This window comes from Brevibacillus invocatus, assembly GCF_003710915.1.
In the GTDB taxonomy this organism is placed as follows: domain Bacteria; phylum Bacillota; class Bacilli; order Brevibacillales; family Brevibacillaceae; genus Brevibacillus; species Brevibacillus invocatus.
Genome location: NZ_RHHR01000009.1, coordinates 285,570 through 301,458, shown reverse-complemented (window position 1 = coordinate 301,458; position 15,889 = coordinate 285,570). Strand labels below are relative to the sequence as shown.

Genomic DNA, 15,889 nt, shown 5'->3' with positions numbered 1-15,889 from the left:
GTTGTCACTAATGCAATAAATGTATAAAACTACCAAATGGATAGAGCTACCTTTTGCTTGGTTGCTGTCGTTTTTGGTTGGGAAGCTGAAGATTTCATTCAGAATACTTCGACAAATCACAAACGCATTTTTTATGCAACGCTAGTGATTTCAAGCATAAAGGATATATTCTGTCGGTGGAGGACGCGAAATGCGAAGAGGTTTTTCGTGCCAATAAAATCGACGTGGTGATCCACATGGCTGCTCAGGTTAGCGTCATCACATCAATTGCAAACCCGATGCAAGACTCCGAATCCAATGTACTTGGATTGGTCCATATGTTGAGTCTGTCCAAGAAATACAACATAGCTAAGTTTATTTATGCGTCGTCTGCAGCTGTATATGGTGTAAAGACAGAGCTGCCTATTGCTGAGAATGCTTCCTGCTCTCCCATTTCTCCATATGGGATAAGCAAATGGGTCGGGGAATCGTACTGTTCCAAGTGGAAGGAATTGTACGGATTGCAGACACAGGGATTCCGTTTTTCCAATGTGTATGGTCCAAGACAGGACGCACTGGGAGAAGGCGGAGTTGTCTCCATCTTTATGAACCGCGTATTGACTGGACAACCACTCCACATTCACGGAGATGGCAGCCAGACACGGGATTTCATTTATGTGGAGGACGTAGCTGATGCCATTTACCGCTCTTCCTATGCTCAGCTGACGGGCGTTTATAATCTGTCGACTGGAATCGAAACAAGCGTCAATACACTCGTAGAATCCATGTATCACGTACGGGATCTGAAACAAGAGCAAGTCGTTTACGTAGACAAGCGACCAGGAGATATCGAGCGATCCGTGCTGGATAACACCAAGATAAAGCGGGATCTGGATTGGACCCCCATGTATACAGTCGAGGAAGGGATTCAACGTACATATACCTACTTCGAACAGGAGATGACGAAAAAAGAAGCGGCTGCCTCGATCGCAGTCGAGCCTTCTGCTTTTACGACTACATCGCTGCATCTTTTCAAACGGCTGATGCCCTATGCCGAAAATCTCCTGGCGTTCGCTCTTACAGCATGGCTGACGCTCAGTCAACAGTACGGGGCGTACGGCGCAATTGATGTGAAATTGTTTTATATCACCATCATGGGTAATCTGTACGGCAATCGCCAATCCGTCCTCGCTGTCGTCTTGTCCATCGGGCTGTACATCTATCAGAAGATATTGGATGGACGTGAACTTATTTCACTATTGTATGATACCGATTTCTTCTTCCAGATCGCGATCTATCTGTTTATTGGGCTCGTTGTTGGCTATTCTATTGATCGCAAGAATGCGCAAATCCAGAACCAGGAGCAAAAAATTCAGGAGCTGGAAGGCAGATATGAATTTTTGAATGGTGTCTACAACGAAGTGCGTGAAGTAAAGGATGAACTGCAGCTTCGCATCCTGAAATCGGGCGACAGCTATGGGAAAATTTACTCCATTACCAAAGAGCTGGAGAGCCTTGAACCTGAGCATGTCTTCAATGCCACGGTAAATGTCGTCAGATCGATTATGAGCGTGCCGAACGTCTCCATCTACACGGTCAACCGCAGTCGAACTTTTCTTCGCTTAGTGGCGCATTCCAGCAAGAATGATACACAGGCGCCGAAATCGCTGAAGGTGGAGCAGCATGAATTCATTACCACCGTTTTGCGGGATGGCAAGGTCTTTATCAATAAAGACCTGTCCGACGGTGCTCCGCTCATGTGCGCTCCGATCTACTATCACGATCAGATTGCGGCAGTAGTAGCGATCGACGGCCTGTCCTTTGAAAAGTTTTCGCTCTATCACCAAAACTTGCTTAAAATAACGACCGATCTGGTATCGTCAGCTCTCTCCAAGGCTTTTGCCTACATCGAAGCTACCGAAAATCAGCGATATGTGGCGGGAACCTCTCTTCTGCGCTATGAAGCATTCCAAAACATCCTCAAGACCAAGAGGCTGGCCAAGGAACAGCATCAAACCCCTTATCTGCTGCTTAGAGCGAGCAAGAAGGACATGATATTGGCAGAACATGCAGATTTGATCGATGGCATGTTGCGAGAGACAGATTATACGGGCCTTGATGCAGAGAACCGTCTCGTCATCCTGCTTTCCAACACCAGCATGGAAGATGCGAACCATGTGCTGCAACGTTTTGCCGAGAAGGGTATCTCCTTAAGGGTAGTAGAAGAGGAGCTGTAGTAGGTATGTTAGGGATCCTATTTGGGCTATATGTGGTTCTATCCGCCGTATTGCTTGGCCTGCGATATAGAAAATCTCCAAAGGACTGGCTGCTGCGTGTGATTTTGGTAACGGCATTCCCGATCGTAGGCTGGCTGTTCCCGCTATTTTGGCCAAAGGACTTACATAGAGACGCGGACGAGGAGTTCAGTGATTATGTCACCCGTCAGCAGGAAGAGCATCAGGTTCGCCGCATAGGGGTCTATTCGCGAATGGAGACAGAGAAGGAGCTCAGCGTTATTCCGATCGAGGATGCACTCCTGATCAGTGAGCATCAGACTCGTCGCAGGGTCATGATTGATGTTCTGAAGCAGGATACGAATCACTACTTGGAAATTTTGCAAAGGGCGGTCAGCAACGAGGATACGGAAACCTCCCACTATGCGGTGAGCGCGATCATGGAAGTGAAGCGCAAGATGCTCCTGGCCCTGCAGGATCTGTCGGTACAGTATGAAAACAACAAGCAGGACGAATATGTGGTCCGGACATATGCCGAAGTGTTAAAAGGGTTTATGAGCAGCGGATTTTTGGATGGGCGTACATTGTTGAAGCATCGCTATACCTATCTGGCTGTGCTTGAGAGCCTGACTGAGCTGGCGGAAAACTCGGAATGGGCCTATCACGAGAAAGTACATGTAGAGCTTGAGCTGGGTATGTTCGCAGAGGCAGAAACAACGGGGCTGCTCTATATCGAAAAACATCCATTCAGCGAAGATGCTTATCTATGCTTGCTGAAGGTTTACTATTCGACGAAATCGGCAGTCAAGCTATACGAAACGCTGGACAGGCTAAAGAGGACGCCAATGCGTCTGTCCAATCATGCATTGACGCTCGTTCGTTTCTGGTCGGAAGGAGCATAAGATGCGCAAGGAAGTTCAATTTAAGCGGAATGTATACATCATTCTCATTTCCATTACGGCTTTGGCTATCATCATTCAAATCGCTAGGTCACAGCTTGTCCTGCAATTCAAGCATACGGACCAGCTATTGGCAGAACGAGAAGCGCTGGTAGCCCAGGTGACCGCGACTAGTCAAAAACCCGATATATCTCTTACTGACGAACTGTTTTGTCTCGGCTACCTGAAGAATGACCAGCTAAGTGAAGCATTGAAGGACAACGTGGCTCGCACACTGTCCTACATGAAGCGCCAGACGGAAGAAGTCGACCTGAATACGAAAATATTCAATTATGAGATGTGCGCGGCCGTACTCCTCGCAACGAATGAGCTTAATGCGCTGGAGGATCATGCGGAAGGACTGGAAGAATTCGTTTACGATGGAGGATCAGCTTTCCTGATGCATACACCCGCGATTGGGGACCGCTTTTACCAAATCTATCGCAAGCTCGGGATTGTCGAGTTTGAGTATCCCCAGCTGACCAAAGGGATTCACCTCACCTCCAACGTGCTTCTAGGCGAGGAAGGCTTAAAGCTGGGTGAAGACTTTATCTACAATAATTCCAATCCAGTAGAGCTGGACAGTGAGGCGATCCTTCTGGCTGAAAGTCTGGAAGGGATTCCCCTCCTGTGGAAACGGGAATACGGAAAAGGCCAATTCATGGTCTTCAACGGGGATCAGCTAAGGCTAAAAAATAGCCGGGGAATGATTGCAGGGGCCGTGAGCATGATGCAGCCTGATTTTATGTACCCGATATTCAATTCGAAAATCTTTTACATCGATGATTTTCCAGCTCCGATCGTGAAGGGAATCAATCCGTCCATTCACCGGGAATACGGCGTGGATGTTCCGACCTTTTTCCGGGAGATCTGGTGGCCCGATATGCTGAAAGCGGCCAACCGATACAACGTGAAGTATACGGCAGCAGTGATTCAAACCTATAACGACGAGGTAGAGGCTCCATTCAGCAAGCCGGTCGACGAGGAGTGGCACCAATTGATCTCCTTTGGCCGTGAAGTGATCAAGAGCGGCGGAGAGGTCGGGATTCATGGCTACAATCACCAATCTTTGCAGACAAACAAGCAGATAGCTGATTATCTGGGCTACAAGGTGTGGGAAAGCCAGGAGGACATGGAAGTTTCCATCAAGGAAGTGAATCGATATGTGAAAACGGCTTTTCCCAACTACAAGGTGATGTCTTATGTGCCTCCTTCCAACGTGCTGGGAAGAGAGGATGGGCGCAAAGCGGTCAAAAATGCCTGGCCCGAATTGACAGTGATCGCTTCGTTGTACGATACCGATGATGACAACCGGGCATATGTGCAGGAATATGAGCTATCGGAAGACGGTGTCATCGAAATGCCGAGGGTCACATCCGGCTATTTTGAAACACCATACTACAGATGGCTTGAAGCGAACACCATTACGTCGATCGGCGTTTTCTCCCATTTCCTTCACCCGGACGATTTGCTGGACGCACACAGAGGGCGTGAACAGTCCTGGGAAAAGCTGTATGATGACTTTTCGAATTATCTGGAACGTTTAAACAAGACACATCCCTGGATGAGGGACATTACGTCTACAGAAGCGGGACTGGATATGGTCATGGCACTCTATACCCATGTGCATGTGACAAAGAATGCAGACCATATTCGGGGGCAAGTGGAGAATTACAGGGATCCGTTGTATTACGTATTGAGAACAGAACGCAAAATTGCAAAACAGGAAAACTGTACAGTCCAAAAAATCGGTGAGAACACCTATCTGGTGACGGTGTTCGGCTCCACATTCTCAATAGGGTTAGGCGGGTGATCATATGAGGATTTGTATAATTGCGGAAGGCTCGTACCCATATGTAACCGGTGGTGTATCCAGCTGGATCCATAACCTTGCCTCCCAGATGCCCGAGCATGAATTTGTGATTTATGCCATCGGCGCTCAAAGCAAGCAGAGGGGGCAATTCAAATACACGCTCCCTCCCAATATTATCGAGGTCAAAGAAACGTTCCTGGATGAATACTTGGATGAGGAGGGCGTCTGGGGCAAGACTTTTCATATTCGGAATAACCAAAAGAAAAATATACAGGCATTGCTCGGCTCCGATGATGAAGTACACTGGAACCAGCTGTTTGAACTGCTTCGTAGCAGCAAGTATCGCAATGCGGCAGATTTCCTTTCCAGCAAGGATTTCTTCGATTTGCTGGAGGAGCTGTGCCGCAATCATTATTCGTTAGTGCCGTTTACGGAAATGTTCTGGACTGTCCGATCCATGATCCTCCCTTTGTTTCTTGGAATTCGCAACGATATTCCGAAGGCGGATCTCTACCATAGCGTATCTACTGGCTATGCCGGAGTGGTAGGCGCTCTTGCCAAGCATTTGCACGGCAGTCCGTTGCTATTGACCGAGCACGGTATCTATACACGGGAGCGAGAAGAAGAGATCATCAAGGCAGAATGGGTGAAAGGCTACTTCAAGGACCTCTGGATTCAATATTTTTACCGGCTTTCGACCTGCGCCTATCAGGCAGCTGATCAGGTGACCACACTTTTTCATCACAACAAGGAAATTCAGATCGAGCTCGGCTGCAACGAGTCCAAGATCACGATTATTCCAAATGGTGTGCACACCGACGAATACATCGATTTGCCTGTCGCTCCACAGGACGATATCATCCGGATTGGTGCAGTGGTCCGCGTAGTGCCGATCAAGGATATCAAAACGATGCTTCAAAGCTTTGCCGTCATTAAGCGTGAGGTGCCGAATACGGAATTTTACATCATGGGGCCGTACGAAGAGGACGAGCAGTATTATGAGGAGTGCCAGCAGCTGGCAGCGGCGCTGGAGCTGTCTGATGTTACGTTTACCGGTTCAGTACGGGTAAAGGATTACCTTGGCAAAATGGACATGCTGATGCTTACGAGTATCAGTGAAGGACAGCCTTTGGCGATTCTGGAGGGGATGGCCAGCTCCAAGCCTTTTGTCGCGACCAATGTAGGCAGCTGCAAAGAGCTGCTCTATGGACTGGATGATGGCATAGGTGCTGCGGGCTTGATCGTTCCGGTTATGCACTACGAGCAGATTGCTCAGGCAGCCATTCAGCTATGCCGGGATCAAAAGCTGCGAGAAGAGATGGGAAGAAATGCATTTATTCGTGTGGAAAAGCATTATCGACAGCAGGATGTCATCGCGGGCTATCGTAAGCTGTACGAATCGTTGGGAGGTGTACCGCAATGGCAGGGATTGGCTTCGAGCTGAGAAAGCTGTTTCGTGAGCAAGGGCTGATCAATAACGTCAAAGCGTATGCCTACTCTTCCTTGACGACAGTGGGCCCGATGATCCTGTGTATGGTATTGATCATCGCACTGCAGCGTATCATGTCAGCGAATAACAGCAGCTACATCGAGTGGGAGCTGTACATCGCGACGGTATCGTATTGCTTTGTCTTTTCGATCATTTTTACCAGTGGCATCTCGATGGTACTCACTCGCTATGTGGCAGACATGATCTATGAAAAGAAATACGATCGCTTGATGTCTTCCTATTACGGTGCGTTGATTTTCATCCTGCCGATTGGCGGAGTAATCGCTGCGCTGTTCGTGAGTCAGGTATCGGCAAGCTTGGACTATAAGATTGCGGCTTACCTGTTTTTCATGGAATTGATCGTGATCTGGCTTCAGGGCGTCTATTTGTCCGCACTGAAAGACTATATTCGCATTGTTCGCAGCTTCATCATTGGTGTGGCCGCTGCTCAGTTAAGTGGCTCGCTGCTGTTTCTCCTGACGGATTTACAGGCGACGACAGCGGCGCTCCTGGGAATTGACACGGGATTTTTCATCATCGCGGCGCTGTCCTTTTACCATTTTGAACAGCGGTTCCCTAGGGGAAAAAGCCAATTCCACTTCGATTTTCTTCGGTATTTCGGGAGGTATAGCTCGCTGTTTTTCGCAGGCTGTTTTGTTTACTCTGGCGTGTATCTGCACAACTTTGTGTATTGGCTCGGCCCCAGGGGTGTAGGGGTGGCTGATCAATTTCTGGTCATGCCTTTCTATGATTTGCCCGTGTTTTACGCGTTTATCAGCGTGATGCCTACGCTGGTTACATTTGTTGTTTCGGTAGAGACCTCCTTCTATGAGAAGTTTCGCATCTACTATTTGAATATCTTAAACGGAGGAACTGTGACCGACATCCGGGCGGCGAAGTCATCGATGCAGAAAACGCTCATCCGGGAAATCAGCTTTCTGATGGAGATCCAACTGCTTTTTACCGTCCTGTCGATTGCGCTGGGTATCAAGTTTCTTCCGACGATCGGCTTTACGATGGCACAGCTTGACGTCTTTATTTTGCTGGCATTAGCTTACTTCCTCTTTATCATCATGTTCGTCCTGATGCATATTCTGATGTATTTTGACGACCGAAAAGGTGTCCTGCTAATAGGAGCACTGTTCGTCCTGTTGAATATCGGCTTCACGGCCTGGATGATGCATCTTGAGTATGATGGTCTGGGCATGTTTATCGCATCCTTTATCGCGCTTGTCGTCGTGATTGTTAGATTGCTGCACGTATTGAGAAACATCGACTACTTCACCTTCTGCTCGCAGCCGATCAGTCCCAAGAAGCTGACGAAGGAGAAATCATTTTTCAATAAGCAGCAAACGTTTGTCTCTGTACTGCTCGTCTTGAGTCTCGGACTATTCGCTTGCTCGACAGGGGCTGACAACGGAAATGCCGCAGGACAGGAAGCGGGACAGGCAGAGGCACAAGCCGAGGAAATCGAACAGCTTGCTGACGACTCGACATCCAGGTTGATTGAAGACAAGAGGATTTACGAGCGAGACGATGACGGGTCGCTGAAGACGCTCTACGTGACGATTTTGCCGGATAAGCCCAATGCAGATAAGCCTCTGGACTGGTACGGATTAAACCGACTTCCGGACGGGGGCGAAGGAAAGCTGGAAATGATCATGCAGGAGGGAGCGGGTGGCGGAAAGGGACCGATGACGGGGATGTTCGGTTTCGGAACAGACAAAGCGAACGGCACCATCACGCTTCGGGGAAGAACAGCATGGTATTCCTCTCAGAAATCTTATCGGATCAAATTAAACGACGAAGCGGGTCTGTGGCTCGACCAAAGGTCGTTCAATTTAAACAAGCACAGCCTGGACTTGTCCAGAGTCAGAAATAAACTGAGCTTTGATCTGTTTGAAGAGATTCCGGATATGACAAGTCTGAGAACGCAATTTGTGCATATGTATGTCAAGGATCTGTCTACGGGAAATCTTCAGGCCCCCTTTGTGGATTACGGTTTGTACACACATGTGGAACAGCCAAACAAGCAGTTTTTAAAGGCTCACATGCTTGATCCCAACGGGTATTTGTACAAGGTCTCCTTTTTTGAATTTGAGCGATATGAAGAGAACATCAAACCACATGACGATCCGACATACAATAAAGCTGCATTTGAAGAGATTCTTGAGATCAAAGGGCGAGAAGAGCATGACAAGCTGATTAGTATGCTCAACGATGTGAATGACCGCAGCATACCGATTGAAAAAGTCATAGAGAAGCATTTTGACCTGAATAATTTCTTGACCTGGACGGCAGCGAATATCCTGATGGATAACATGGATACGGATGCCAACAACTACTATTTGTATTCACCGCTCAATTCGGACAAATGGTATTTCCTTCCTTGGGACTATGACGGTGGATGGGAATTGCAGCGTAGAAAAGGAAGTATACACCCTTATCAAAACGGGATATCCAACTATTGGGGATCAGTTCTTCATAATCGTTACTTCCGCCATACCGAGCACGTGGAACAGCTAAAGAAAAAGATGGAGGAACTTTCGAAGACGATCAACAAGGAACACATCACACAGTTGTTGAACAGCTACACCAAAACGGTAGAGCCTTTCTTATTCAGAAATCCGGATATGGCTTACTTGCCAGGACTGAACAGTCATTTTAAGAACGAACTTCAAATCTTGGCGAATACACCGGAACGAGGCATGCAGCGTTTTCTGGATGAACTGGAGAAGCCGCAGCCATTCTTTCAGGATGAAGTGGAACAGGATGATCATTTGCTGAAGTTTTCATGGCAAATCTCGTTCGATCTGCAGGGGGACGAGCTCGTCTATGATTCAACAGTTTCTAAAGATCCTCAGTTTACACAAATCGTTGCGAGCAGGACCAACTTGAAAGAGAACCGGATGGAGATTCCAGCGCTGCCACCCGGTACTTACTACTGGAAGGTTGTCGTAAGGGATAGCAAGGGCAACTCCCAAAATTCATTCGATTACTATATGAATAGTGATGCCGATTACTTTTTTGGCATGAGAGAATTCGAGGTGGAGTAATTGCCATTGCAAGAACGAAAATTCCGGACCGAGCAAAAATACTATTTGCATATCCATGACTATGAAGTCCTGCGGCAGAAAGTATCGGCCATGCTCATGATGGACGAGCACTCTATCCATTCGGATGGCTACTGCATTCGCAGTCTGTACTTCGACAGTCCGCATGATCATGCCCTGATCGACAAGAACAACGGCATCTTCAACCGGGAAAAATATCGAATTCGCATCTACAACGGAAATGACGATATCATCTCGATCGAGCGCAAGAGCAAACGTGGTGATTATGTATGGAAAGAGTCTTTCCGGATCAATCGCGAGGAGTATGAATGGATCAGGTCAGGAGAGTACGGATTTTTGTGGGAGAAGAACTCCCCTATGCTGCGAGATTTTTATACCGCTCTGGCGCATCGTGCTTTCCGTCCTACCGCTATCGTGGAATATTGGCGAGAAGCCTATGTCTACGATTATGGCAATGTACGCATTACATTCGATAAAAAGCTGGCTGCCGGGGTCAATTCCTATGATTTGTTCGACTCCAATCTGGTATTGGAAGAAGCTATCCAGGTTCCGCAGACGATTATGGAAGTGAAGTTCGACTCCATCATTCCGGATTTTATTCGTCAGATTATCCAACCGCATAGTCATCAACGTTCTTCCATTTCGAAGTACGTATTATGCCGCGAAGTGAATGTAAAACATTTTAAAGAATAGGCAGAGGTGTCGTTATGGGGGAAGTGTTGAATTTTCAGGACATTGTAAAAAAGAGCATCCTTCATTTGGAAGCTTTTCGCAGCGTATCGTACGTCGATATGATTCTGGGGCTGTTGTGCTCATTTGCAATAGGGATGTTTATTTACTGGATCTATCAGAAAACCTTTCGAGGTGTCGTCTACAGCTACAACTACAACGTCTCGTTTGTACTGATGTCCATGCTGACAGCCTTGATTATAATGACCATCAGCACCAACATCGTCCTCTCGCTGGGGATGGTGGGTGCGCTCAGTATCGTGCGCTTCAGGACGGCAGTCAAGGATCCGCTCGACATCGTCTATATGTTCTGGGCGATCTCTGCAGGGATTGCCAGTGGTGCGAAGATGTACCCGCTCGCATTGGGAGGCTCTATCATCGTCGGTCTGGTGATCATATGGCTGTCCAAGCGCAAGGTCAAGGAGCAAGCGTATCTCCTGATCGTCCGTCATACGGAAGAAGCAGCAGATCAGCTCCGGGTAGAGCTGCGCAAGCTGAACAGCAAGCTGAAATCGAAGACGGTGCGCAAGGGCTTCACCGAGCTGACTGTAGAAGTGATGATGCATGATGACAATACAGCCTTCGTGCAGACCATTAGTGAATTGAAGGGCGTAAATGATGTCTCTCTGATCAATTACACGGGAGATTACGCACAATAAAATAGCTGTACGATGGAAAAAGCAGCCTCAACGCCGATGTTGAGGCTGCTTATTTTTTCAATAGTAACCGGATAAAATAGGGCGCTCCAATGAGGGCTACGACGATGCCGGCCGGGATTCCGTCAGGGCCAAGCAGATTGCGGCCAATGGTGTCAGCAATCAGCAACAGCCATCCACCCATGAATAGAGCGACAGGCAGAGCCAGCTGGTTTCTGGGACCGACCAAAGCCTTCGCTATATGGGGAGCCATGAGACCAATAAAGGCGACTCCTCCCGTGACAGAGACCGCAGAAGCTGCGAGGGCAACGGCCGTCAGAAGCAAGACCACACGCTCCTTTTCAATCGATAGGCCAAGCCCGATCGCTACAGGTTCATGTAGGGACAGGAGATTCAAGGTATGAGCTTTATAGAGCGCAAAGGGAATGAGTACCACGAGCCAAGGCAGAATCGCCCATACAAAAGGCCAATCCGTACCCCAGATGTTTCCGGCTATCCATTTCGCAATAAAGTCTACTTTTGCCCGCTCAGCGGAGGAAATAAGGACGATCATCACGCCGGAGAGAGCCATAGAAAAACCGACCCCGACGAGCATGAGCCTTACCGGCTGCAAACCAGAGCTTTTGTTGAATGATAACAGGTAAATGAGACAAGCAGTGAACAATGCGCTGATAAAGGCGACAAGCGGAAGGAAATAAAGTAACGAGCCTGCCTGTACGGGAAAAAATAAAAAGAAAATGGCGATCCCCACACCTGCTCCCGAGTTGATGCCGATAATACCGGGGTCAGCCAAATCATTGCGCGTAATGCCCTGAAGGATTGCGCCGGATAAGGCAAGAGCCATTCCCGCCAAGAGCGTAACGACTAACCGAGGCAAGCGAACAGAAAAGAGCACAAACTCTTCTTTGAACGTACCTTGACCAAACAGGGTTGGAATCAGCCTGTCAAAAGACAACGAGGAGTACCCAGTCCCCAGGCCGATCAAGGAGGTAGTGACGATGAGCGCCAGTAATACCGCTAGAGTGATTCTTTGCTTTTTCAGGAGTGCGGGCTGGATCATGAGAAGGCTTTGCCCCCTTTACGTACGATCAAAAGGAAAAAGGGGAGTCCAAGCATGGTGACAATCGCCGAAACCGGCGTTTCATAGGGAGCGTTGATGATTCGTCCCAGAGTATCGGCAAACAGCATAAAAGAAGCCCCGACAATAGCTGACATCGGCAGGATGAAACGGTAATCGGTTCCTACAAGAGCGCGGACCATATGTGGAATCATCAGCCCAATGAACGTCATATTTCCCACCAGTGCTACAGATGCCCCGGTCAGAAGAATGATTACGATAAAGAGTATGATTTTGATTTGCGTGGTCTTTTGCCCCAATCCAACCGCTACTTCTTCACTTAGGCTGAGAATCGTCAGCTGTCTGGCAAAGAACAAAGCGATCAGAGTGCCGATGACAATAACCGGAATGACCACCTGCAGCTGGGCCCAAGTGGTTCCGATCATGCCTCCGGCAGTCCACATGGAGACGTCCTTCGATATTTTGAAGGCGAGACCAATGCCCTCCGCGATCGCGTATAGCAAGGTCGAAACTGCAACGCCTGCCAGTACAATTCGAAGCGGGGAGAATCCACCCTTTTTCATGGCGCCAATGCCGAATACCATGAAGGCACCCACTGCCGCTCCAGCGAAGCATGCCAGCATGATGGAGTAATAATCAGCGGCAGGGATCAGGGCAAGGGTCAGAGCCAGAGCGGCATTGGCTCCTGCTGTGAGTCCAAGCAGGCCAGGGTCAGCCAGCGGGTTTCGGGTCATTCCTTGCATGATGGCACCGGCTATAGCAAGTGCCGCTCCCACAAAGATTGCCGCGATCTCTCGAGGCAGGCGAATTTCGCGAATAAGAGTAATTTTATCCCCTGAAGCACGAGAGGTAAGAGCCAGCCATACATCCTTCGCCGTAGTCTCAGCTGCTCCTATCAGCATGGCAACGGCAAACATAGCCAGAAACATCAGGACTGCGGCAATGAGCTGATAGACAAACCGGGTGGGTCGTTGATGCGCTTTTGTCATCGCAGAAAGCTCTCCGTAAATACCTCCAGCTGGTAATCCAGCGTCAGTGGATCGTTAAAAAAAAATTCCTTCGCATTCACTTCAATCACACGGTTGTTTTTGACGGCAGGAATGTTTTTATACGTCTCGGTTTCCTGAAACGAGTTGTCAGCTTCGCTGTTTTTGCTAAAAACGACGTAGTCTCCGGAAAACTCAGGCAGCACTTCAGCAGACAGGGCATAGTAGCCCTCTTTTAATGCCATTTCCTTTACTTTTTCAGGCATTTTGAGCTTCATTTCCTGATAGAGAATCTCTGTGCCGCGCCCCCAGTTATCGCCAAAGACATACAGCTGCTTGTCAAAGCTTTCAATGACAGAGACGGTAGAATCGGCCCCGATCTTCGCTTTGATGTCTTCACCTGCTTTTTTTGCGCGCTGCTTAAAATCGTCAATCCAGGCTTGAGCTTCTTTTTCTTTGTTTACGAGCTTTCCGAGCTCCAAGTGCTGAGTCAGGTAGTCGACCTTGTCATAGGTGTAAGTGACGGTAGGTGCGATTTGACTCAGCTTGTCGATGTTTTTGATAGTGGACAGGCCAATGATCAAATCCGGGTCGAGTTCGATGATCTTTTCCAGACTTTCATCCGATACTTCTTCCACCTGTTTTAGCTTTTCAGCAAACCGTGGGTTCATCTTTGACCATGAATCCACACCGACCAGCGGGACCTCCAGAGCCATGATGTTTCCAGTGAAAGATGAAAGAACAATCACTCGCTGCGGATGGGCTGGAACCTCGATCGGGCCATTTTCCGATTGGTAGGTAATCGTGTCTGATTGTTTTTCGTCGGAGGCTGGGTTTTCTGCTGCTTTCTCTGGTGATCCGCTTCCGCAGGCACTGACGAGAAGCGCAAGAACAAGCAGGAGTGGGAACAGTACTTTCTTCATTTTCTATTCTCCTTTGATCAGGTTATAGGTGACGCACATCGGCTTGTTGGTGCGAGGATCACGTCCGATTTCTGCATCGATATGAAAGACCTTCTTCAGAACGTCGTAATGGATCACTTCTTCACAATTGCCGGCTTTTACGATCTCTCCGTCTTTTAGTGCGATGATATAGTCGGCAAAACGGGCTGCCTGGTTTAAGTCGTGCAGCACCATGACAACCGTACGTCCCTGTTCGGTATTCAGCCTTTGCAAAAGCTCCAGGACTTCCAGCTGGTGCGCCATATCCAAATAGGTCGTGGGTTCATCCAGAAAAATAATATCGGTTTCCTGGGCTACAGCCATCGCGATCCAGACTCGTTGGCGCTGCCCGCCTGACAGGGCATCTACGGGCCGATACTTGTAGTCGATGGTCCCGGTGACTTCCAGTGCCCAGTCAATGGCTTCATAATCCCGCTTGGTTAAACGCCCAAAGCCATTTTGATAGGGAAAGCGGCCGTAGGATACGAGTTCGCCTACTGTCAGTCCGCTTGCACTCTCGGGTGTTTGGGGTAGAATCGCCATTTTTTTAGCCAGTAATTTCGTGTTTTCCTTGGAAATGTTTTCTCCATCCAAAATGACGGTGCCTGATTGCGGTGCAATAATCCGCGTAATGGCTTTCAGCAGCGTAGATTTGCCGCAGCCATTGGAGCCGATGATGGTGGTAATTTTCTTGTCCGGGATTTTGATGCTGAGCTCCTTGACAATGAGCTGTTCACCGTAGCCAATACTCAAGTCATTCGTATAGAGGCGAGCCATGATTTGACCTCCGTATGTAGAAAAGGATAAGATAAAATTTGATAATGATTATCAATTTCGTTATTGTAATCAATATAAGAAATGCCATAGTTGGTTGTCAACTGTTATTGATCGGAAAAAGAAGGTTAGGGAGTGACCAATGTGGATTATCAGGATTTGTATGATGTTACAGTTATTGGAGGGGGTCCGGCGGGGCTTTATTCTACTTTTTATAGCGGACTACGAGAATTGAAAACAAAGCTGATCGAATTCCAACCTCATTTGGGCGGCAAGATTCACGTCTATCCCGAAAAAATGATATGGGACGTTGGGGGTCTGACGCCGGTCCCAGGTGCGAAATTAATTGAACAGCTGGTGGAGCAGGGACTTACCTTTCACCCAAAGGTGGTCCTGAATGAAAAAGTTACCTCGATCACACGCAATGAAGAAGGGATATTTGTGCTACATACGGAGTCCGGCGAGCAGCATTTTTCCAAAACCGTGATCGTAGCGATTGGCAGCGGAATCTTAAAGCCTCAAAAGCTGGAGATTGAGGGTGCGGATCGTTTCGAGGTCTCCAATTTGAATTACACGGTGAAATCGCTCAAACAGTTTAAAGACAAAACCATTATGATTTCAGGTGGAGGAAATGCGGCGCTGGACTGGGCCAATGAATTGGAGCCGATCGCGAAGCAAGTTTACCTAACCTATCGAAAAGAAGCGATGACGGGTCACGAGGCGCAGGTATCACAATTGATGAAAAGCTCTGTTCAGTGCTTTTTTAAGACGTCGATTACAAAATTGATCGCAAGTGCAGATCATGAACGGATTGAACGAGTAGAATTGACCCATCATGATACAGGAGAGGTTTCGTATTTGCCGATTGATGAGGTCATCATCAGCCACGGGTACGAACGCGATACGACTTTGCTGCAAAATAGCGAATTGAATATTGAAATGGCGGAGCAGTACTACATAGCTGGTAATGCAAGCAGCGAATCATCGATTCCGGGTCTTTACGCTGCCGGTGATATCCTCTCGCATGACGGGAAGGTGAATTTGATCGCAGGTGCCTTTCAGGATGCAGCCAATGCCGTAAACAAAGCCAAGCAATACATCCAGCCTGATGCGAGCAAAACCGGAATGGTGTCCTCCCATAATGAGGTTTTTAAACAGCGCAACCGGGAAATTATCAAGCAAATGATCAGATAACAGA

General features: G+C 48.1%; 12 protein-coding genes and 1 pseudogene. 9 read left to right on the top strand and 4 right to left on the bottom strand.

What is annotated here, in order from left to right:
• Positions 1–161: 161 nt before the first annotated feature.
• The 8 genes and pseudogenes from EDM52_RS25635 to EDM52_RS05980 form a co-directional block, all read left to right on the top strand.
• Positions 162–905: pseudogene (locus EDM52_RS25635) on the top strand (GDP-mannose 4,6-dehydratase); the annotation flags it as partial.
• Positions 885–2,216 (top strand): GAF domain-containing protein, encoded by a 1,332-nt coding sequence (locus EDM52_RS25630; RefSeq protein WP_420866956.1) that lies wholly within the window; start codon positions 885–887, stop codon positions 2,214–2,216. The pseudogene EDM52_RS25635 and the gene EDM52_RS25630, both read left to right, overlap by 21 nt.
• Before the next feature lie 5 nt (positions 2,217–2,221).
• A complete protein-coding gene (locus EDM52_RS06005; protein WP_122908115.1) occupies positions 2,222–3,115 on the top strand; it encodes a tetratricopeptide repeat protein in 894 nt (297 codons plus the stop codon).
• Position 3,116: 1 nt separating this feature from the next.
• A complete protein-coding gene (locus tag EDM52_RS06000; protein ID WP_122908114.1) occupies positions 3,117–4,964 on the top strand; it encodes a DUF2194 domain-containing protein in 1,848 nt (615 codons plus the stop codon).
• Positions 4,965–4,968: 4 nt separating this feature from the next.
• On the top strand, positions 4,969–6,408 hold the full coding sequence (gene pelF / locus EDM52_RS05995; protein ID WP_122908113.1) for a GT4 family glycosyltransferase PelF: 1,440 nt from the start codon (positions 4,969–4,971) through the stop codon (positions 6,406–6,408).
• On the top strand, positions 6,384–9,509 hold the full coding sequence (pelG, locus tag EDM52_RS05990; protein ID WP_122908112.1) for an exopolysaccharide Pel transporter PelG: 3,126 nt from the start codon (positions 6,384–6,386) through the stop codon (positions 9,507–9,509). Before pelF ends, pelG begins: the two co-directional genes overlap by 25 nt.
• A gap of 6 nt (positions 9,510–9,515) precedes the next feature.
• A complete protein-coding gene (locus EDM52_RS05985; protein ID WP_245996550.1) occupies positions 9,516–10,220 on the top strand; it encodes a polyphosphate polymerase domain-containing protein in 705 nt (234 codons plus the stop codon).
• Between the two features lie 23 nt (positions 10,221–10,243).
• Entirely contained in the window at positions 10,244–10,915 is a 672-nt protein-coding gene (locus EDM52_RS05980; protein ID WP_245996576.1) for a DUF4956 domain-containing protein, read from the top strand.
• Between the two features lie 49 nt (positions 10,916–10,964).
• Here EDM52_RS05980 and EDM52_RS05975 read toward each other — a convergent pair whose 3' ends face one another.
• From EDM52_RS05975 to EDM52_RS05960, 4 genes are read right to left on the bottom strand one after another with little or no spacing between them, the layout of a single operon-like run.
• Positions 10,965–11,972, bottom strand: coding sequence for a FecCD family ABC transporter permease (locus tag EDM52_RS05975; RefSeq protein WP_122908109.1), 1,008 nt, complete (start codon positions 11,970–11,972; stop codon positions 10,965–10,967).
• Positions 11,969–12,979 (bottom strand): FecCD family ABC transporter permease, encoded by a 1,011-nt coding sequence (locus EDM52_RS05970; RefSeq protein WP_122908108.1) that lies wholly within the window; start codon positions 12,977–12,979, stop codon positions 11,969–11,971. The genes EDM52_RS05975 and EDM52_RS05970 overlap by 4 nt, the downstream gene beginning before the upstream one ends.
• On the bottom strand, positions 12,976–13,899 hold the full coding sequence (locus EDM52_RS05965; protein ID WP_122908107.1) for an iron-hydroxamate ABC transporter substrate-binding protein: 924 nt from the start codon (positions 13,897–13,899) through the stop codon (positions 12,976–12,978). The genes EDM52_RS05970 and EDM52_RS05965 overlap by 4 nt, the downstream gene beginning before the upstream one ends.
• A 3-nt stretch (positions 13,900–13,902) precedes the next feature.
• Positions 13,903–14,694: an ABC transporter ATP-binding protein gene (locus tag EDM52_RS05960; RefSeq protein ID WP_122908106.1), complete on the bottom strand. Its 792-nt coding sequence runs from the start codon at positions 14,692–14,694 to the stop codon at positions 13,903–13,905.
• A gap of 141 nt (positions 14,695–14,835) precedes the next feature.
• Between EDM52_RS05960 and EDM52_RS05955 the strand changes: the two genes are divergently transcribed.
• A complete protein-coding gene (locus EDM52_RS05955; protein WP_122908137.1) occupies positions 14,836–15,885 on the top strand; it encodes an NAD(P)/FAD-dependent oxidoreductase in 1,050 nt (349 codons plus the stop codon).
• Positions 15,886–15,889 lie beyond the last annotated feature (4 nt).